Here is an 18,255-nt window from a genome sequence, read left to right as displayed (position 1 = left end):
CGCCCACCTCTGTTCCCACAGCGGCACCTCCGTGCCCTAATCCCACAGTGGCACCTCCGTGCCGCGGCCCTCGGCGATGGCGCGTTCGGCGAGGGCGTGGGCGACGGCGATGTCGGTGAGCACCAGACCGCTGTTGTAGACGAAGATCTTCTCCTCGTCCGAGCGCCTGCCCACCGCGCGCCGGGTGAGAATGTGCGGCAGTTCGGCGTCCACACCGCGCAGTGTGCCGTCCGGCCCGGCCATGTCGGTGCCGGTCAGCCGCATCTGCTCGGCGCTGGTGGCCACCACGCGGTCGGCCTCGACCAGGGTCGAGGGCGCCAGGCCGTAGCCGACCAGGACGACGGTGGAACCCGGTGCCAGATCGGCGGATTCGAGGGCGACCTCGGTGCCGGGGCCCGCGGTCGCCAGCACCACGTCCGCGCCCGCCGCCGCGGCACGTGGATCCTCGACGGTCTCGAGCAGCGCGTGCGGGTTGTGCTCGGCCAGGTGCCGGTGCACGGCCGCCAGCCCCTCGGCGTGCGTGCCGTAGACCATCAGCTTGCGCAGCTGCGGATTGGCCGCCAGCAGGTGCGGCAGCGCGTTACGGCCCTGGGTGCCGGTGCCGATGAGCAGCACGCTCTCCGCGCCGCGGCGCATCGTCTCGCGCACCAGCAGCGCCGACACCGCCGGGGTGCGCAGCGCGCCGACGCGCGCGCAGTCCATCATCGCGATGGGTGCGCCGGTGGTGTCGTCGTAGAGCGTGATGGTGGTGTAGTAGCGCTTGGTGCTGCGGTCGTGGCCGGGGTCGAACTTGTAGCTGGTCTTCATGGCGACCACCCGGCGCCGGCCGTCGCGGCCCAGCATGGCGTAGGCGACCGACCAGCCGTCCGGATTGGCCACGCTGAGCTTGCGCGGATTGTCCGAATCGCCCGCGGCGAAGGCGAGATACGCGTCCTCCACGGCGCGCACCACCTCGCCCGGCGTGATCGGCACGTCGGCGAGATCGCTGCGGCTGAGCACGCGCAGCGGCGTGCTCCGGTCACGAGTGTTCACGGCGTCCTCGTTCATCAGGTGTCGTTTCCCGCTCTGCTCCCGCTCGGCCGATCCGTTTCCGGAACGGGGCGACTGTGCGCTGCCCGTACCCATTCTCGTCGGCTTCGGCGGCCCGGCGCCGTCGTTCGGGCAGGCGGATGTTCACCCGCTTGAGCCAGCGATCGGTGCCGTCGTACCGCGCGGTGAACGGTACCCGACCGTGCACCGCGACATCGTTGTCCACCAACAGCATTTCGCCGGGCGCCAGCGCCACGGTGACGCAGACCCGTTCCAGCTCCGCACCCAGGCGGGCGTAGGCGAGCCGGAAGGCCGGGTCGGCGTCGTCGAGCGGAGTGTAGGCGGGGTCGTAGCGCAGCGTGGGAAACGATGCGGCTCCGGTGTTTTCGGCCGCGTCCCAGATGGTCGGTAGCGGTACGGCGGTGTGCCGCTCGTGCCCGTCGCCGTAGGAGACGTCCGGCAGGATCGGCAGCGTCGGTGTGGTCAGCAGCGCGCGATCGGCGGGGTCGAGGTCCACCCGGCGGATCGAGGACACCGTGGTGCCGACCGCGTCGACGTTGCGCAGGCACGCGAGCATCAGCAGATTCGCGCGCTCGGGGTGGAACGCGTCCTCGGTGTGCGGGCTGAGCAGCGTGGCGCTGCTGGCCCCGGACTGTTCGAATTCGTGGCCGGGGCTCGGCACGATGTTGTTGACCAGCCTGCCGTCCTGCTGGCCCACCCAGCCGAACGGCTCGCCCGCGCACCGGGCGAGCAGCAGCACGGCCAGGTCGAGACGTAACGACGCCGAGTGCGGATCCGCGGCGGCACTGCGCGCCGCCGCGCGCCAATTCGCCGGTGTGGGGCCCAATTCCGCGTCGGTGAGCGGGAGGCGACGCAGCACCGCGGCGCCCGCGTCGCCCTCGGGCGGGCGCACGGCGTGGCGTACCGCGTCGGGCAGTTCGCCCGCGCGCGCGTCGATCAGCTCGAGCAGCGCCGGGTCGGTCAGGGTCGTGGTGTGCCGTGCCGGGCCGGGCAGGCGCGCCAGTGTGGTAGATATCTCGTCGGCCAGCTCGCGCACGGCCCGCGCGGCGGCCGCGGGGAGTTCACGGTGTTCGATGTCCAGTGGGTGAAGCGTCTTACGTTCCGGGAGAACGCTTTTCACCAGGGATTCCCTTCTTCGCATCGGATCGAAAAGCGGTGGGGGCGAATCGAACTGCGAAGCTATCCGGTCAGACCGACTTAAGCAAGCCTTACCTAAGCGAGTCGGGGAAAAATAGCCGAATCGCATGACAGGCTAGAGCTTCCGTCGCCGGTGAGAGCGCTTTTCGGGGGCGCAGGCGCGGGTCGCGTCGGCGGCGCGGCGCCGTCAAGCCGGGTTACGCGGCGGCGTCTGGATGATGGAGTGGTGTTGTCGAAGAGAACCGGCGTCCTGGCCGCCGCGCTGGTGACCCTGGTCGTCGCCGGGTGCGGTCTCGGACAGGACCTGCCACCCATTCCCGAGGGCATCCCGCCCGGCCCCGGGGCCCCGTTGCCCGTCATCGACGTGGACGCGCCCGGCCGCGCCGCCCTGCAACTGCGCGACTGGGCCGAAACACAGTCCGGCACGCTCGGCATCCCCACCGTCGCACTCGAGGCCTACGGCTACGCGGCCGCGGTGATGGCGCGCTCCCGGCCCGGCTGCGGCATCGCCTGGACCACGCTGGCGGGCATCGCCAGTGTGGAGAGCAAGCACGGCACCCACCGCGAATCCGATCTGCACGCCGACGGCGTGGTGCGCCCGCCCATCATCGGCGTGGCGCTGGACGGCTCGCCGGGCGTGGCGGTCATCCGCGACACCGACGGCGGCGCGCTCGACGGCGACCCCGAGCACGACCGCGCGGTCGGACCGCTGCAGTTCATTCCCGAGACCTGGCAGCGCTGGGGTGTCGACGCCAACGGTGACGGGGTGCTCGACCCGCAGAGCATCGACGACGCCGCGCTCACCGCCGCCCGGTACCTGTGCGCCAGCGGCGGCGACCTCACCTCCCGGGAGGGCTGGCAGCAGGCGCTGCTCACCTACAACCAGTCGACCAGCTATCTCCACACCGTCCGGCACCGCGCGGCCGCCTACAGCGTGGGCCGGCGGGTGTGACAGGCCGCCCGGAGTGCCGGTTACCTCGGACGCGGCGGGGACGCTAGGCTCGGCACCGCACGGCCCAACCGTCAGACCCACCGTGCCAGCAGCCGAAGGAGAGTCGTTTTCGTGGCCATCATCGAACAGGTCGGAGCGCGCGAAATCCTGGATTCCCGCGGAAACCCCACCGTCGAGGTCGAGATCGCCCTCGACGACGGCACCCTCACCCGGGCCGCCGTGCCGTCGGGTGCCTCCACCGGTGAGCACGAGGCCGTCGAACTGCGCGACGGGGGCGACCGCTACAACGGCAAGGGTGTGCTCAAGGCCGTCGAGGGTGTCCTCGACGAGATCGCGCCCGCGGTGATCGGCCTGGACGCGGTCGAGCAGCGCACCGTCGACCAGGTGCTGCTGGACCTGGACGGCACCCCCGACAAGTCCCGCCTCGGCGCCAACGCCCTGCTCGGCGTCTCGCTCGCGGTGGCGCGCGCGGCCGCGGAGTCCTCGGGCCTCGAGCTGTTCCGCTACCTGGGCGGCCCGAACGCGCACGTGCTTCCGGTGCCGATGATGAACATCCTCAACGGCGGGGCGCACGCCGACACCGGGGTGGACGTGCAGGAGTTCATGGTCGCCCCGATCGGCGCGCCCACCTTCAAGGAGTCGCTGCGCTGGGGCGCGGAGGTCTACCACGCGCTCAAGGCGGTGCTGAAGTCCAAGGGCCTGTCCACCGGCCTCGGTGACGAGGGCGGCTTCGCCCCCGACGTGGCGGGCACCCGCGAGGCGCTGGACCTGATCGCCCAGGCCATCGCCAAGACCGGCCTGAAGCTGGGCAGTGACGTCGCGCTCGCGCTGGACGTCGCGGCCACCGAGTTCTACACCTCCGGCAGCGGCTACAAGTTCGAGGGCACCGTCCGCTCGGCCGAGGAGATGGCGCAGTTCTACAGCGAACTGCTCGGCGCCTACCCGCTGGTCTCCATCGAGGACCCGCTCTCGGAGGACGACTGGGACGGCTGGGTCGCGCTCACCGACCAGATCGGCGACAAGATCCAGCTGGTCGGCGACGACCTGTTCGTCACCAACCCCGAGCGGCTCGAGGACGGCATCGCCAAGGGCGCGGCCAACGCGCTGCTGGTGAAGGTCAACCAGATCGGCACCCTCACCGAGACCCTCGACGCCGTCGAGCTCGCGCACCGCAACGGCTACAAGACGATGATGTCGCACCGCTCGGGCGAGACCGAGGACACCACCATCGCCGACCTGGCCGTCGCCGTGGGCAGCGGCCAGATCAAGACCGGCGCCCCCGCGCGCAGCGAGCGTGTCGCCAAGTACAACCAGCTGCTGCGCATCGAGGACGCGCTCGGCGATTCCGCGCGGTACGCCGGCGACGTGGCGTTCCCGCGCTTCGTGTTCGACGGGTAAGGCTCGTGTTCGAAGGGTGAGGCGAGGAGATCCATGACGGAGCGACGCGCGCGCGGTACCAGTCCGGCAGGACGCGGTGACCGCCGCACGTCGCGCGCGGCCCGGTCGCGACCGCGGGCGGGCGCCGACGCGGAAGCGGCCGCCCGGCCCGCCGCGGCCCGCCCGCGCAGGCGGGTCGAGTCCGGGGACAAGAAGCGCGCCGAACCCCGCAAGATCGCGGTCCGCCGCGGCGAGGCCAAGGACAAGACCGAGCGCACCGTGCTCGGCCTGTCCACCGGCAAGGCCGTCATCCTCGCGGTGGTGATCTGCGCGCTCGCGCTCACCCTGTCGGTGCCGATGCGCACCTACTTCAGTCAGCGTGCCGAGGCGGCGCAGCTGGCTCAGGAGCGTCGCGAGCTCGAGGCCGATCTGGCCCGGCTGCGCGATCGCCGTGCCCAGCAGGAGGACCCGGCGTTCATCCGGTCCGAGGCCAAGGACCGGCTGCGGTTGGTGATGCCCGGCGAGACGCCCTACATCGTGCAGGTGCCCGGCATCGAGGCACCACCACGCCCGTCCGGCCCGACCCAGTCCAGGACCCCGGATCCCTGGTACACCGACCTGTGGCGCACCATCGCCCAGCCGCCGCCCGCCGAACCGGCCACCCCGCCGTCCGCCGTCCCCACGCCCACCGCACCGCCCCAGCCCGCACCGGAAGGACCACGGTGAGCGCACCGACCGACCGTGATCTCGAGATCGTCGCCGAACAACTCGGCCGCACCCCGCGCGGCGTGCTCGCCATCGCCTACCGCACGCCCGACGGCGTGCCCGCGGTGGTGAAGACCGCGCCGCGACTGCCCGACGGCACCCCGTTCCCGACGCTGTACTACCTCACCGACCCGCGCCTGACCGCCGAGGCGAGCAGGCAGGAGTCGGCCGGGGTGATGCGGGAGATGACCGAACGGCTGGCCCGGGATCCGGAGCTGGCCGCCGCCTACCGGGCCGCACACGAGAGCTACCTGGCCGAGCGCGACGCGATCGAACCGCTCGGCACCGATTTCACCGGCGGCGGGATGCCCGAGCGGGTGAAATGCCTGCACGTGCTCATCGCGCATTCGCTGGCCAAGGGGCCCGGGGTGAACCCGCTCGGTGACGAGGCCGTCGCGCTGGCCGCCGAGCACGGGTTGCGCGGCACCGTCGTTCCGGCCGACTGGCCGACCTACGAGCCGAAAGGCGGAGCAGCACATGAGTGATCGGGTCGCCGCGGTCGACTGCGGCACCAACTCCATCCGGTTGCTGATCGCCGATGTGCGACCCGACGGACGGCTGGCCGACGTACACCGCGAGATGCGGATCGTGCGCCTGGGCCAGGGCGTCGACGCTACCGGCGCGCTGCACCCCGACGCCATCGAACGCACCAGGGCGGCGCTGGCCGACTACGTCGACATCATGCGCGAGACGGGTGTCGCGCGGGTCCGCATGGTCGCCACCTCCGCGACCCGCGACGCCGCCAACCGCGCCGACTTCTTCGCGATGGCGCGCGCCGAACTGGGCCGGGCGGTCCCCGGCGCCGAAGCCGAGGTCATCAGCGGTGACGAGGAAGCCCGCCTGTCGTTCACCGGCGCGGTGGGCGAGCTGAGCGGCAGCGCCGGGCCGTTCGTCGTGGTCGATCTCGGCGGCGGTTCGACCGAGCTGGTCTTCGGTGACGCGAACGGCGTCGAGGCCGCGTTCTCCGCCGACATCGGCTGCGTGCGGATCACCGAACGTTGCCTGCACGACGACCCGCCCACCCGAGAGCAGATCGCCGAAGCCAGGCAGTTCGCCGCCGAGCGACTCGCCGAGGCGTTCGTCCGCGTCCCGGTCAGCCGCGCGCACACCTGGGTCGGGGTCGCGGGCACCATGACCACGCTGGCCGCGGTCGCGCTCGACCTGCCCGAGTACGACCCCGCCCGCATCCACCTCACCGCGCTGCCGCTGGACCGGGTGCGCGCCGCCTGCGACCGGCTCATCGCGATGACCCACGACGAACGCGCCGCGCTGGGGCCCATGCATCCGGGCCGGGTGGACGTCATCGGCGGCGGCGCGGTGATCACCGAGCTGCTCGCCGAGGAGCTGTCCCGCCGGGCCGGCATCACCGAACTGGTCGTCAGCGAGCACGACATCCTCGACGGTATCGCCCTGTCCATCGCCTGATCCGCCGCCGGAACGCCGGCGTTCGTTTCGGTCGAGATGATCGAGGTATTCCCGCCTCGTGCGACTCCTCCGAGCCCCGGGCGTCTACCGTCCGCAAACCGACACCCGGCTGCTGGCCGAGGCGGCCACCGCGGCCACCCTGCCGCAGCGGCCGCGCGTCCTCGATTCGTGCACCGGGACCGGGGCGCTGGCCATCGCCGCCGCCGAGGCGGGCGCCGAGTCCGTCACCGCGGTCGACCTGTCCCGCCGCGCCGTCGCCACCGCCTGGTTGAACAGCCGCCTGCGCGGGCTCCCCATCGAACTGCTGCGCGGTGATTTCGCGGCCGTGCTGGGGGAGCGGACCTTCGATGTGGTGCTGGCCAACCCGCCGTACGTGCCGTGCGCGGACCCGCACCCCGCCCGCGGCGCCGACCGCGCCTGGGACGCCGGCCACGACGGCCGCGCGGTGCTGGACCGGCTCTGTGACCACCTGCCGCGGCTACTCGCCCCGCGTGGCGTCGCGTTGATCGTGCACTCCGAGCTGTGCGGCGAGGAGACGTCGCTGCGGCGGCTGCGTGACAACGGCTTGAAGGCCTCCACCGTCGCCCGCCACATCATCCCGTTCGGGCCGGTGCTGCGCGAGCGCGCCGCCTGGCTCGAATCGGTCGGGCTGATCGCGCCCGGCCAACGTCACGAGGAACTGGTGGTCATCCGTGCCGACCGCATCGAACGCTGACGCACACACCGAAAACGACCGTGCCGGGACCGGATCGGTGACGGATCGCCGGGTGGTCCGCGCGGAACCGGAGCGGCGGCGCATCACCTACACCGACGACGGCCCCGCGCTGGTGGAAGGACCGGTCGAACTGGTCTCGCCCGCGGGCGAGGTGATCACCTGCGACCGCTTCCTGGTCGCCCTGTGCATGTGCCGTCGCAGCAAGACCTATCCGCTGTGCGACACCAGCCACCGCAAACGGGTACGGCCGGCGCCGGAGTGAACCGGCCTGCGTGGTGACGCTGCGCTACCGCCTCCGGCCGCTGACCCGCTCAGGCGGGGACCGGCAATTCCTTGCGGAGCGAACTGCGGCCTGCCGTCCAGTTGTCGAGTACCTGGGTGGCGAAGCGATCTTCGAGCAGGTTCGTCACCTGGATGCCGAAGACCACCGATTCGGTGAGCGCGGGTTCCTCGCGGACCAGCGAGCCGATCACGTCGCGGCGCATCACCTGTTCGTGCACGGCGTCGGCTTCGACGTGCTCGGCGTAGAACCGCACGCAGGCCGGGTCGGCGCCGAAGGCGTCCAAGGCCTCCACCATCCGCCGCGATCCGGGCGGGGAAGTGATCTCCACGTCGGCGAAATGGCCCACCAGCGCGCCGCGCAGCTCCCGGTGCAGTCCGAACAGCGACATCATGTTCACGATCGCCAGCATCGGCGCCGGCACGTGCTCCAGGTAGTGCAGGTAGCCGTCGTCGAGTCCGGCGCCCGCCATCAGGTCGGCGTAGAGCCGGGCGTGCACGCGGTCACCGTGGCCGCCGCCGTACTCGTCGAACTCCACCGCGACCAGCGAGGCCTTGGCCTGGCCCCGCAGCCGCGGGATCGCCCACACATAGGGATCGGCTTCCTTGTGGTGATAGATCGAGCGGTGCACGAAGTACTCCTGCACCTGCCACCACCGGCCCTCGTCGCGCAGATAGCGGCTCACCCCGGCCCCGTCGATCGGCTCGACCAGCAGCTGCTCGAGTTCGCCGCCGAGGTCCGCGCCGCCGGGCACGTCCGCCCGCAGCGCCGCCAGGTAGGGCCGTTCCAATCCGGCGCGGAAGCCGAGCAGACCCGGGTCCCATTCCCAGCCGGGATGCACGCCGTCGAAGCCGTAATAGTGCAGCTCGTAGCAGGTGTGCAGGGCCAGGTGCAGGTCCTCGCCGTAGGGATCGACGGAGTCGCCCACCCGCGGTAGGGCCGAGCCCGGTTCGCCGCGCAACGCGTCGACGACGGCGGCCGACAGCTCCCCGCGCGGTTCCGGCAACCTGGACAGCCCCGTCTTCCCGATCTCGATCATGACCGGCGAATACCCCGGCCGGCGCGGGTCTACCCGGCTGTGTCGGCGTTCACCCCGGTCAATCGCGGGTGCGTGCCCGTCCGACGATCAGATGGCACAGCCGCGCCAACGACTCCTGGTTGCGCGGTTTGATGGCGGCGTGCTGCAGCGAGTTCGGCAGCAGTGTGCCCGGCCCGCGCATGGCGTGTTCGCGCATGACGATGCGGGTGGTCTCGGGCCCGGTCGCGGTCAGCTCCAGGATGATGTGCGCCGAGCCGACCGGCCACAGCCGGGCCTCGAGTTCGAGGCGCCGGGGCGGCTCGGCGGCCCGCACCACGGTGACGTCCTTGGCGGTGAACGGCCACGGTCCGACACTGTGGTGGATGCGGGAGCCCACCGCGGGCCAGTCCGGATCCACGTCCCGGATGTGGGAGGCGCCGACCACCCACCCGGCATACAGCCAGCCGTCGCTGAGCACCGCGAAGGCGCGCTCGATGTCGGCGGGCACGATGATCTCCGCGTCGCTCATGGCCTGTCCCTTCGTCCCGTTCTCGCCCCCGACTTTCCCCGCCTGCGCGGACCGAAACCCGCGCCGGTGGGCGGCCGACGAATCCGGCGAGTTGTTCGCCACGCGGTAGCGGAATGTGTCAAGGTCTGCTCATGTCGCACGTCGTGGAATCCGATCCACCGATCCCGGGCCGGACGCTGTTCGGCCATCCGATCGGGCTGACCAACCTGTTCGGTGTGGAGCTGTGGGAACGGTTCTCCTTCTACGGCATGCTCACGATCCTCGGGTACTACCTCTACTACTCGGTGACCGAGGGCGGGCTAGGGCTCGCGCAGGAGACCGGCGTCGGCATCGTCGGCGCCTACGGCGGTCTGGTCTACCTGTCCACCGTGCTCGGCGGCTGGGTCGCCGACCGGCTGCTCGGCATGGAGCGCACCGTGTTCTACGGCGGCGTCGTGGTGGTCGCCGGGCATCTCGCGCTGGCCGTGCTGCCCGGACTGACCGGCGTCGGCGTCGGCTTGACGCTGGTCGCGCTGGGCAGCGGCGCCCTCAAGGCCAACGCCTCCTCCCTGCTCGGCACCCTCTATCCCGCCGACGACGCCCGCATCGACGGCGGCTTCACCCTCTTCTACCTCGGTATCAACCTCGGCGCCTTCACCGGCCCGCTGCTCACCGGCGTGTTGCAGACCCACTGGGGCTTCCATTTCGGTTTCGGCGCGGCCGCCGTCGGCATGACCCTCGGCCTGGCCCAGTACGTGATCTTCCGGCGCAACCTCGGCACCGCGGGCAAGACCGTGCCCAACCCGCTGCCGCGCCGCGCCTACGGCCCGATCCTGGCGGCGGTGGCGGGCGCGGCCGCGGTGGTCGCGCTCACCTGGGCGGTCGGCTGGGTCACCCTCGACAACCTGCCGGAGGTGACCACCGGCGTCATCGTGGTCGCCTCGGCCGCCTACTTCCTGGTCATGCTCACCAGCGCGAAGGTCACCCCGATCGAGCGCAGCCGGGTGCGCGCGTTCCTGCCGCTGTTCCTCGCCAACGCGGTGTTCTGGAGCCTGTTCCAGCAGATCTTCACGGTGCTGGCCGTCTACTCCGACGAGCGGATGAACTGGAGCATCTTCGGCTGGACCGCGCCCAGCAACTGGATCGGCTCGGTGGAACCGGTGTGGATCATCGTGCTCTCGCCGTTGTTCGCGCTGCTGTGGACGCGGCTGGGCAATCGAGCGCCCTCCACCCCGCGCAAGTTCGCGCTCGGCGTGATCGGCATGGGCGCCTCGTTCCTGCTGTTCATGCCGCTGGCCGGGTTCTCCGACGGCGGAGTTCCGGCCGTGCTCGTGCTGCTGGTACTGGCCGGTTTCGCGATCTCCGAGCTGCTGCTGTCCCCGATCGGACTGGCCGTCACCACCCAGCTGGCGCCCGAGGCGTTCCGCGCCCAGATGATGGCGTTGTATTTCTTCTCCGTGGGTATTGGTACGTCTATGTCCGGTGTCCTCGCTCGTTTCTACGATCCGCAGCACGAGGCGGTCTATTTCGGCGTCACCGGTGCCGTCGCTATTGTGATCGGCCTGATCGTTGCGGCCCTCGGTCCGTGGATCAGCCGTTACATGGCCGGCGTCCATTAGCAGAAGGAGTGACCAGATGGCGATCTCGAGTCCGCGCCGCCGTAGCAGCCTGCTACGCACCAAGTCGGTCGAGCAATCGATCCGCGACACCGACGAACCCGATTCCAAGCTGCGCAAGGACCTGACCGCCTGGGATCTGACGATCTTCGGTGTCGCGGTCGTCGTGGGCGCCGGCATCTTCACCCTCACCGCGCGCACCGCGGGCAACGTCGCGGGCCCCTCGGTCTCGCTGGCCTTCGTCTTCGCCGCCATCGCCTGCGGTCTCACCGCGCTCTGCTACGCCGAGTTCGCCTCCACCGTGCCGGTCGCGGGGAGCGCCTACACCTTCTCCTACGCCACCTTCGGCGAGCTGGCCGCCTGGATCATCGGCTGGGACCTGTTCCTGGAATTCGCCCTCGCGGTATCGGTGGTGTCCAAGGGCTGGTCGCAGTACCTCGGCGAGGTACTGAACATCACCCCGATCGTCGACCTCGGCGGGCTCGACTTCGACTGGGGCGCGGTGCTTCTCATCGCTGTGCTGTGTGTGCTGCTGGCGATGGGCACCAAGCTCTCCTCACGCGTCTCGGCCATCGCGGTCGCGATCAAGCTCGCGGTGATCGCGCTGGTGATCGCCGTCGGCCTCGCCTACTTCGACACCGACAACCTCTCGCCCTACATCCCGCCGTCGGAGGCAGGCCAGGGCGGCGAGGGCATCCACCAGTCGCTGTTCTCCTACCTGACCGGCGCCGGCAACAGCACTTTCGGCTGGTACGGCCTGCTCGCCGCCGCCAGCCTGGTGTTCTTCGCGTTCATCGGCTTCGACGTGGTCGCCACCACCGCCGAGGAGACCAAGAACCCGCAGCGCAACGTGCCCCGCGGCATCCTCGGCTCGCTGGCCGTGGTGACCGTGCTCTACGTCGCCGTCTCCCTGGTGCTCACCGGCATGGTCTCCTACACCGAACTCTCCGGCGAGAACGCCACCCTGGCCACCGCCTTCGGGCTGCACGGCGTCACCTGGGCGGAGAAGATCATCGCCGTCGGCGCCCTGGCCGGTCTCACCACCGTGGTCATGGTGCTCTACCTCGGCCAGACCCGCGTGCTGTTCGCCATGTCCCGCGACGGCCTGCTCCCGCGCCCGCTCGCCCACACCGGCCGCCACGGCACCCCGGTGCGGCTCACCATCATCGTCGGCGTCGCCTGCGCCGTGCTCGCCGGATTCGTCGACATGGGCGCGCTCGAGGAAATGGTGAACATCGGCACCCTGTTCGCGTTCGTCCTCGTCGCCATCGGCGTCATCATCCTGCGCCGCACCCGCCCCGACCTGCCCCGCGGCTTCCGCGTCCCGCTGGTCCCGCTCGTCCCCATCCTGGCCGTCCTCGCCTGCCTGTGGCTGATGGTCAACCTCACCGTCGAAACCTGGATCCGCTTCATCATCTGGATGGCGCTGGGCCTGATCATCTACTTCGCCTACAGCCGCCGGAACTCGTTGCTCGGCAAGGAGGAAGTCAGCCTCCGCAAGGAGTGAACGCGCCGCCCCGCGCGGGTGGTGCGGACCGTTCCCGCACCACCCGCCCCGCGCCCGCCGGATTCCGGTACAGCCGTACGACTCGGTAGTCTGACCCGAACGCCCCTATAGCCCAATTGGCAGAGGCAGCGGACTTAAAATCCGCCAAGTGTGGGTTCGAGTCCCACTGGGGGCACCGCGTTCACGCAGGTTGCGCCCGGTTCTGATCACCATTGGGCACTCTGTCCGTCCTGTCGGTCCGCAGGCAGTCCGCAGCAGCTTCGAGTGCACCGCGGTTCGTCGCGTCCGCGACCGGGTCCATGTCGTCATCGAACAGGTGCCCGTAGAGGTCCAGCGTCAGCGTCGCGGCCTTGTGTCCGAGCATCTTCTGCACAACCTTGATGTTCGCTCCCGCGCTGATCGCCAGTGACGCCGCAGTGTGACGCAGCCCGTGGGCACCATCCCGGTCAGGCCCGTCGCTGTCACCGCCTGATCGAACGCCCACCGGAACTGACCCAGCGACAGGAATCCGCCGTCGCGACCTTCGAACACCCGCTCGCTCGGCGCACCCTCATCCAGCAGGACGGCCAATCGCTCGGTCAGAAACAGCGGGATCGACACCGGCCGAGTGGTGTGGTTCTTCGTAGCGGATTCCGGTGTAGGCGAGCGTGAACACCAGCGTCTGGAATCGGCCAGCCGCCAACGCCAACTGCCGCACCTGCGCATGTGTCAAGTACCGCTTCTCGCCCGGCGAAATCTGCGGCAGGTCGATATCCCTCGGCCGGATTCACCGCCAGCCGCTTCGCCTTGATCGCAAACCGCAACACCTGGTCGAGCACCTGGTACGCCTGCACGACCCGCGACGCCGACAAGCCCTTGCCCTTGAACCGGTAGCCGCCGGACTCCGACAACACCACCACCCACGCCTGCACATCCTCGAACTAGATGTCTCGCAATGGTTTCGAGCCCCACGCGGGGAGCACGAGGGTATCGAGCAGCGAGCGGTACCCCCGGCGACGGCCTTCGGCTTCCGGAGCTTCTTCGTTGCGAACCACTTCTCCGCGACCGCCGAGAACAGGACTCCGCTGCGATCAGGATCGTCCCATGTCCCAGTCACGACCTTTGTCGTCACGTCGCTGTCGAGCCAGCACTGAGCCTCGACCTCGATGTCGAAGGACTAGCGGGCGCTCGACCCCGTTCGGGTCGACGTAGCGGGCACGCCACCGCTTGCCCTTCCCGAACCGCTCCGCGGACTTGACCTTCTTCTTCGACTTCGTGCCGGTCACCGGGTCGGTCACGACGACCGTGGGATACCAGCGATCCTCGATCCCGGACCGCGGCTTGCGTCGAGTGCCCATCAGGCAACCTCGCTCGTGCCGGTCAGCGGCTCCTGCTCGGCGATCCAGGCCAGCACTACCGACTTGCGCCACACCCGCCGGCGCGGGCCGAGCTTGAAACTAACTCGGCGCGGTCGGCTTTCTGGTCGGCCACGGACTTGCCGGTCCACAGGTTCGACGCCAGCACGCGCTGGCCGGGCAGGCCGAGGGTGTCGCGGCGATGGGCTTAGCCCTTGCACTGGCCGGGCACCATCTTGGCCTTGGCGCCCTTCGGAACGATCCCGAACCGCAGCCACACTCCCAGGTCGGGGAGCACGGAGTATGCTTCAACTCCTCCTCCAGGCGGTCGTAATGCACCGCCACCCGGGTGCTGTCTGCGGTCAGAATCTCGGCGACCGACTTGGTGAGGTACTGGTGGCCTGCATTGGTTCCCGCGCCCCTCCAGCGTCAAGGGCGCCTACGGCGTCAGCTCCGCTGATGGCTATCGCCACCCTTGACCCCGGAGCCTCTACGCGAGAAGGGCAGGCCCTATCGGGGCAGGCAGGTAGCCAGCCCCACCTATGCGCACGCCACCACCCAGCAGGGCCAACCCGTGGTGAGTCCGCGTGCAGCATACGTGCACCTTCGACCGGATCTCGGTGGTATCCGCCGGTCAATTCTGGGCCCCCCTCAGCCGACGGAAACCGAACATGGAAAATCGCCCTGACCAGGTGATAGGCCATGAGGATACGGTGCCAGGCCGGGATTGAGCCCGGCGACCTTTCGCTTTCACTCGTCGCATGCACGGCGGCCAGGGCGCTTGGTGGCAACGCATGCAACGAGTGCGCGATTGCGACCGATCTCAGGACCCCGAAGAGCCATCCGGAGCAGGATGCGCTGCAAGCCACAGCGCTATCATCTCGTCTCCTATGTCCTTCATTTGGCGTTTGGTCAGGCCCAGGTCGGCTAGGCGCTTTTTCACCGAATCGATTAGCTGCACGTCGGCGGTCCACGGCATGTTTTGCGACTTCGGGGCGTCGCCGTGGACTGGCGCCGTCAGGAGGTCTGCACGAGGGAACATCGTTCGCAGTCCGACCATCCGTTCGGTCGTCATCCCGACGAGGCCGTCGCTGTTGGCCCAGTTCAGAATCTTGTTGTTGGCGCTCTGCTTGACCCGTGATCTGTTGTGAATCACATCATTTCGAATCTTGTTCAGCTCCGCCATGAACTGGCTCTTGATGTCGCTCTTCACGAAGTTTTCACCGAGGCGCCGAGAGTATGCATCGGCCAGCCGCGGCCGATACCACTCGTCCCAGATCGCCTGGATGTAAGCGAACCACTGCCCGTACGTCATGATCTGGATCGGGGGGAACCGTTCGTATGTAACCCAACCGCGCTTCATGGATACCGAGTTCATGCCACTGTCCATCGCATTGTTGAGGTCGGCCACATGGATTCTGCCGGGTCCAGCAGTCTTCGTGAAGGCGTACTTGCCCACATCGAAGTACTCACCGTCTGTGGGCCGACGGGCCGCTAGCACTTGTGCCAGCGTCCTGTGCGCCGACAAGGCAGTAGCCAAAGTTGCGACGTATCGAGTCTCGAACTCCTCGATGACCTGCTCGACCTCTTCATCGTCAGGCATACTGTCGATCGCGGCGATCGCCGTGCCCGCGAGCGAATCGATGTCGTTCAGGCTATCCACCAGCAGTTTTGGGGTCGTAAACGGAGAGTTTAGGAACGCTATCACTGCATCGAGGACTGGCTGGACGATCTCCTTCAGTCGGGAGCTGTAGATCGCCTTCCGGTCGCGCTCCTCTAAGAGATGGGGAAACACCCCCTCCTTCAGGCCCTCCTTGGTTGTTCGCTCGGCTACGCCCTTCGAGTAAGGAGATGCCTCCAGGTTGTCCCGTGCAACCTGGACGAAGAACCTGATCTGACCAAAATGGTGGCGCCACAGCTCAGCCTCATCACTCATTGCGCTTGTCCTCCTTTGTCCATGCAGTCGACGTTGTTCGTCGCAATGGAGTCCGCGCTCGTTACGTCGGCAAGTATCAAAGGATTCGGGTTCGAGTCTCGCCCGCCTGGATGGGTCCGCATTCAGTCCGCAGTTGACCCAACCTCAGCCAATCGCGCCAACGGTCCAAACCGCCGTTTTCCCAGGTCGGCTCACAGTGCCCACGTCAACCAACGGTCCCGTGACCTGCAACGATGCCGGTGATCGAACCTAAAATCCGTTCAGTCTGGGTTCGAGTCACAGTGGGGCACGGAGTAAGCGCTTGTGACCGAGCGGCTCGGCTGCCCCGCGCGCTGGCCGGGACCGACCCGCCGAAACTACGGCTTCAGGAGCACCAAGGGGATCTCGCGGGTGGTCTTGCGCTGATATCCCTCGTAGAACTTCGCGGCGGCGACGACTCTCGGCCAGAGTTCGGCGCGTTCCTCCGGGGTCGCGATGTGGGCGGTCATCTTCGTCGTCGGGCCCTGCTGGACCGAGACCTCGACGGAGGGGTTGTCACGCAGGTTGAGGAACCAGGCGGGGTGGGTGGGGTCGCCGCCGCGGGAGGCGACGACGACCAGGGTGTCGCCGTCGACGATGGGGGCGGTGAGCAGGACGCTGTGTTTGCGGCCGGTCTTGCGGCCGATCGTCGTGAGTTCGAGGGTCGGCATGCCGGCCATGCTCCGGCCGATCCGGCCGCCGGAAATGGCCAGTAGTCCGCGGTGAACGGTGTTCTGCAGTTTGAGGGCGCGATCGCTCGGCATGCACCGATCTTTCCGCAGCGGACCTCTCCCGTCGAGGGGAACACGAGTAGGAGGATGTCCCCTGGTCAGAGGTTGTCGGGCAGGCGGCCGCTCGACCAGCGGGCGAATGTCCGCGGCTGCCAGACGGTGATGACGTCGGCGATGGCGACCAGCTCACGGGGCACCACCGCATCGAAGTGTTCGAGACCCGGGACGAACACGGCCTCGACTCGGAGGCGGTGCACGACGGCGACGAGGTCCGCCGTCGGATTTACTGAGCCAGGGCCGAGCACGATGGTTTTGCGCAGGTTGTAGCCGAGACGCAGCGCGGTGCCGCGCAGGGCGTTCTCATGCCATTGCTGACGAACACCGGAGATGTCGCGGCGCAGGTAGGCGATGGCGGGCGGCTTGCCGAACAAAGTTGTCTCCCCTCGAAGGCGGTCGGGTCGGCTTTCAGCCTCTGCTACCGAAACGACTGCCACGACGACGAATCCGGCGTCGATTCGCACGCATTGAGGGCGACATTTCGGCGTCGAAACGGCTACTGTTGCCCGCATGGGTGCCACGCCGAACACCGCGCTGCGAGCGGCTAGGAATGCGCGTCTCATGAGCCAGGACGACCTGGCCCGGGCTTTGCGCGCGGCGGGTGTCCCAGTGCCACAAAGCGTCTCGTGCAGCGGTGGGAGGCGGGGCACACCGTGCATCCGCGTCCGGCGCACGCGCGAGCCCTGGAGCGGGTGATGGGATTGCCGATCGAGACGCTCGGTTTCGGTGCGGTGATGGCGGGGCGTGACCTGTCCGGAGCACAGGACGGCAGCCACGAGGTGGATTCGGCGATCGGGGAAGTCGCGGCCGAGCAGCGCGCGACGAGCGCCACCCGATCGCGCCTGCCCGGAAATTATGCGGGCGTGTGGCTTTCGCGGTACGAATACTACTCGAGCGGGCGTGACGCGACGTTCACGGCGGCACACCATGTGGTCGTCCTGCAGCACGACGATCGCCTCACTGTTCGCAGCCTCCCGGGATCGGCACACTCGGCGATGGAGATGGACCTGACCGTCGACGGCCATGTCGCGACGGGCACGTGGAGTGAGCGCACGGCCTCCGACGGGTACTACGGCGGGGCTCGGTACCACGGGGCGATCCAGCTGTTGATCGAGTTGACCGGCAGGCGGATGGCGGGGAAGTGGGTCGGATTCGGGAAGGACTTCGAGATCAATTCCGGGCCGTGGGAGTTGGTGTTGCGGAATCCGTCCACCGCGAAGTCGGTGATCGATGCCTATAACCGTGCGCCGGAACAGGATTGGTCGGTGTCAGGTCGCGGCGACGAGTCCTCCGGCGAGTAGCAGCAGCACGGTCGCCGCGAGGTCGATGCGGGCGACGCGGCGGGTGCGGGGGCCGAGGTTTCCGCGGTCGCGGGCGGCGAAGGCGAGGAAGGACAGCATGCTGAGGAAGCCGGCGAGGATCATCGCCGGTCGCACGGAGGGGGTGAACGCCGCGTACATCAGGCCGGCGCCGACCAGCGCGAGCAGGACGGCGCGGTGCCGGAGCAGCAGCGCGAGGTCGGGATCGGTGGCGGCGGTGCCGTAGAGGTCGCGGGCGCGGTGCGGAGACAGGGCGACGATGCCGGGGGCGAGGTGGATCGCGCCTACGACGAGCAGCAGGGCCGAGGTGAGGAGGTACACGTCCGGGGCGTCCTTCCGGTTGATGGTTGATCGCGGCACGGCGGGGCGAACGGTGCGCCTGCGCCGAGTCCGGGAGCGGCGGGTGTTCCCGGTGCTGTGAGCATCACGGCGCACGGCAGGCCCCGCTTCCGGAAACGTGCGCTCACCGAACCCCGCTCACGAAACCCCGCTCACGAAACCCTCAGCCGA

At 69.1% G+C, this 18,255-nt stretch carries 19 protein-coding genes and 1 tRNA gene; 11 read left to right on the top strand and 9 right to left on the bottom strand.

Features of this window, described 5'->3' with window-relative positions; genetic code table 11:
• Window positions 1–36: 36 nt before the first annotated feature.
• A complete protein-coding gene (locus CRM89_RS17730) occupies window positions 37–1,047 on the bottom strand; it encodes an ornithine cyclodeaminase family protein (RefSeq protein ID WP_170916175.1) in 1,011 nt (336 codons plus the stop codon).
• Window positions 1,019–2,170, bottom strand: coding sequence for a TauD/TfdA family dioxygenase (locus CRM89_RS17725; RefSeq protein ID WP_098085144.1), 1,152 nt, complete (start codon window positions 2,168–2,170; stop codon window positions 1,019–1,021). The genes CRM89_RS17730 and CRM89_RS17725 overlap by 29 nt, the downstream gene beginning before the upstream one ends.
• Window positions 2,171–2,416: 246 nt before the next feature.
• On the opposite strand from CRM89_RS17725, the gene CRM89_RS17720 reads away from it, so the two are divergent.
• The 7 genes from CRM89_RS17720 (at window position 2,417) to CRM89_RS17690 (ending at window position 7,683) form a co-directional block, all read left to right on the top strand.
• Window positions 2,417–3,139 carry a lytic transglycosylase domain-containing protein gene (locus CRM89_RS17720; protein ID WP_082668857.1) on the top strand — a complete coding sequence of 241 codons (723 nt, stop codon included), beginning with the start codon at window positions 2,417–2,419 and terminating at the stop codon, window positions 3,137–3,139.
• 111 nt (window positions 3,140–3,250) lie between these two features.
• Window positions 3,251–4,537: a phosphopyruvate hydratase gene (eno, locus tag CRM89_RS17715; protein ID WP_011211394.1), complete on the top strand. Its 1,287-nt coding sequence runs from the start codon at window positions 3,251–3,253 to the stop codon at window positions 4,535–4,537.
• Between the two features lie 33 nt (window positions 4,538–4,570).
• On the top strand, window positions 4,571–5,242 hold the full coding sequence (locus CRM89_RS17710; protein ID WP_060594427.1) for a septum formation initiator family protein: 672 nt from the start codon (window positions 4,571–4,573) through the stop codon (window positions 5,240–5,242).
• Window positions 5,239–5,766, top strand: a complete 528-nt coding sequence (locus CRM89_RS17705; protein WP_011211392.1) for a DUF501 domain-containing protein — start codon at window positions 5,239–5,241, stop codon at window positions 5,764–5,766. Before CRM89_RS17710 ends, CRM89_RS17705 begins: the two co-directional genes overlap by 4 nt.
• Window positions 5,759–6,706, top strand: a complete 948-nt coding sequence (locus tag CRM89_RS17700) for a Ppx/GppA phosphatase family protein (protein ID WP_060594428.1) — start codon at window positions 5,759–5,761, stop codon at window positions 6,704–6,706. Before CRM89_RS17705 ends, CRM89_RS17700 begins: the two co-directional genes overlap by 8 nt.
• A gap of 58 nt (window positions 6,707–6,764) precedes the next feature.
• On the top strand, window positions 6,765–7,421 hold the full coding sequence (locus CRM89_RS17695; protein ID WP_060594429.1) for a HemK2/MTQ2 family protein methyltransferase: 657 nt from the start codon (window positions 6,765–6,767) through the stop codon (window positions 7,419–7,421).
• Window positions 7,422–7,473: 52 nt separating this feature from the next.
• Window positions 7,474–7,683: a CDGSH iron-sulfur domain-containing protein gene (locus tag CRM89_RS17690; protein WP_060595136.1), complete on the top strand. Its 210-nt coding sequence runs from the start codon at window positions 7,474–7,476 to the stop codon at window positions 7,681–7,683.
• A 49-nt stretch (window positions 7,684–7,732) separates the two neighbouring features.
• Here the strand turns inward: CRM89_RS17690 and CRM89_RS17685 are convergent, their stop codons facing one another.
• Window positions 7,733–8,740: an iron-containing redox enzyme family protein gene (locus CRM89_RS17685; RefSeq protein WP_098085141.1), complete on the bottom strand. Its 1,008-nt coding sequence runs from the start codon at window positions 8,738–8,740 to the stop codon at window positions 7,733–7,735.
• 58 nt (window positions 8,741–8,798) lie between these two features.
• Window positions 8,799–9,248: an SRPBCC family protein gene (locus CRM89_RS17680; protein ID WP_041560411.1), complete on the bottom strand. Its 450-nt coding sequence runs from the start codon at window positions 9,246–9,248 to the stop codon at window positions 8,799–8,801.
• A gap of 131 nt (window positions 9,249–9,379) precedes the next feature.
• On the opposite strand from CRM89_RS17680, the gene CRM89_RS17675 reads away from it, so the two are divergent.
• The 3 genes from CRM89_RS17675 (at window position 9,380) to CRM89_RS17665 (ending at window position 12,525) form a co-directional block, all read left to right on the top strand.
• Window positions 9,380–10,846, top strand: coding sequence for a peptide MFS transporter (locus tag CRM89_RS17675; RefSeq protein ID WP_098085138.1), 1,467 nt, complete (start codon window positions 9,380–9,382; stop codon window positions 10,844–10,846).
• A gap of 16 nt (window positions 10,847–10,862) precedes the next feature.
• Window positions 10,863–12,350: an amino acid permease gene (locus tag CRM89_RS17670; protein ID WP_011211385.1), complete on the top strand. Its 1,488-nt coding sequence runs from the start codon at window positions 10,863–10,865 to the stop codon at window positions 12,348–12,350.
• A 101-nt stretch (window positions 12,351–12,451) separates the two neighbouring features.
• Window positions 12,452–12,525, top strand: a tRNA-Leu gene (locus tag CRM89_RS17665).
• 6 nt (window positions 12,526–12,531) lie between these two features.
• Here the strand turns inward: CRM89_RS17665 and CRM89_RS31760 are convergent.
• The 4 genes from CRM89_RS31760 to CRM89_RS17645 form a co-directional block, all read right to left on the bottom strand.
• Window positions 12,532–12,834, bottom strand: a complete 303-nt coding sequence (locus CRM89_RS31760) for a tyrosine-type recombinase/integrase (protein ID WP_229434786.1) — start codon at window positions 12,832–12,834, stop codon at window positions 12,532–12,534.
• Window positions 12,835–14,507: 1,673 nt separating this feature from the next.
• Complete coding sequence (locus CRM89_RS17655) at window positions 14,508–15,620, bottom strand: hypothetical protein (protein WP_098085135.1); 1,113 nt, start codon at window positions 15,618–15,620, stop codon at window positions 14,508–14,510.
• Between the two features lie 356 nt (window positions 15,621–15,976).
• Window positions 15,977–16,402, bottom strand: coding sequence for a nitroreductase/quinone reductase family protein (locus tag CRM89_RS17650; RefSeq protein WP_098085133.1), 426 nt, complete (start codon window positions 16,400–16,402; stop codon window positions 15,977–15,979).
• A 65-nt stretch (window positions 16,403–16,467) separates the two neighbouring features.
• Window positions 16,468–16,890 (bottom strand): hypothetical protein, encoded by a 423-nt coding sequence (locus CRM89_RS17645; RefSeq protein WP_228821087.1) that lies wholly within the window; start codon window positions 16,888–16,890, stop codon window positions 16,468–16,470.
• 162 nt (window positions 16,891–17,052) lie between these two features.
• Here CRM89_RS17645 and CRM89_RS17640 point away from each other — a divergent pair, with 162 nt between their 5' ends.
• The gene (locus CRM89_RS17640) at window positions 17,053–17,727 is read left to right on the top strand and encodes an XRE family transcriptional regulator (protein ID WP_229434785.1); all 675 of its coding nucleotides are present in this window, start codon (window positions 17,053–17,055) and stop codon (window positions 17,725–17,727) included.
• Here the strand turns inward: CRM89_RS17640 and CRM89_RS17635 are convergent.
• Window positions 17,695–18,105, bottom strand: a complete 411-nt coding sequence (locus CRM89_RS17635; RefSeq protein WP_098085127.1) for a phosphopantetheine adenylyltransferase — start codon at window positions 18,103–18,105, stop codon at window positions 17,695–17,697. The genes CRM89_RS17640 and CRM89_RS17635 overlap by 33 nt on opposite strands.
• Window positions 18,106–18,255: the final 150 nt, after the last annotated feature.

Origin of the sequence: Nocardia sp. FDAARGOS_372 (genome assembly GCF_002554515.1) — a bacterium.
GTDB lineage: Bacteria > Actinomycetota > Actinomycetes > Mycobacteriales > Mycobacteriaceae > Nocardia > Nocardia farcinica.
This window is presented reverse-complemented; position numbering and strand designations above follow the sequence as displayed.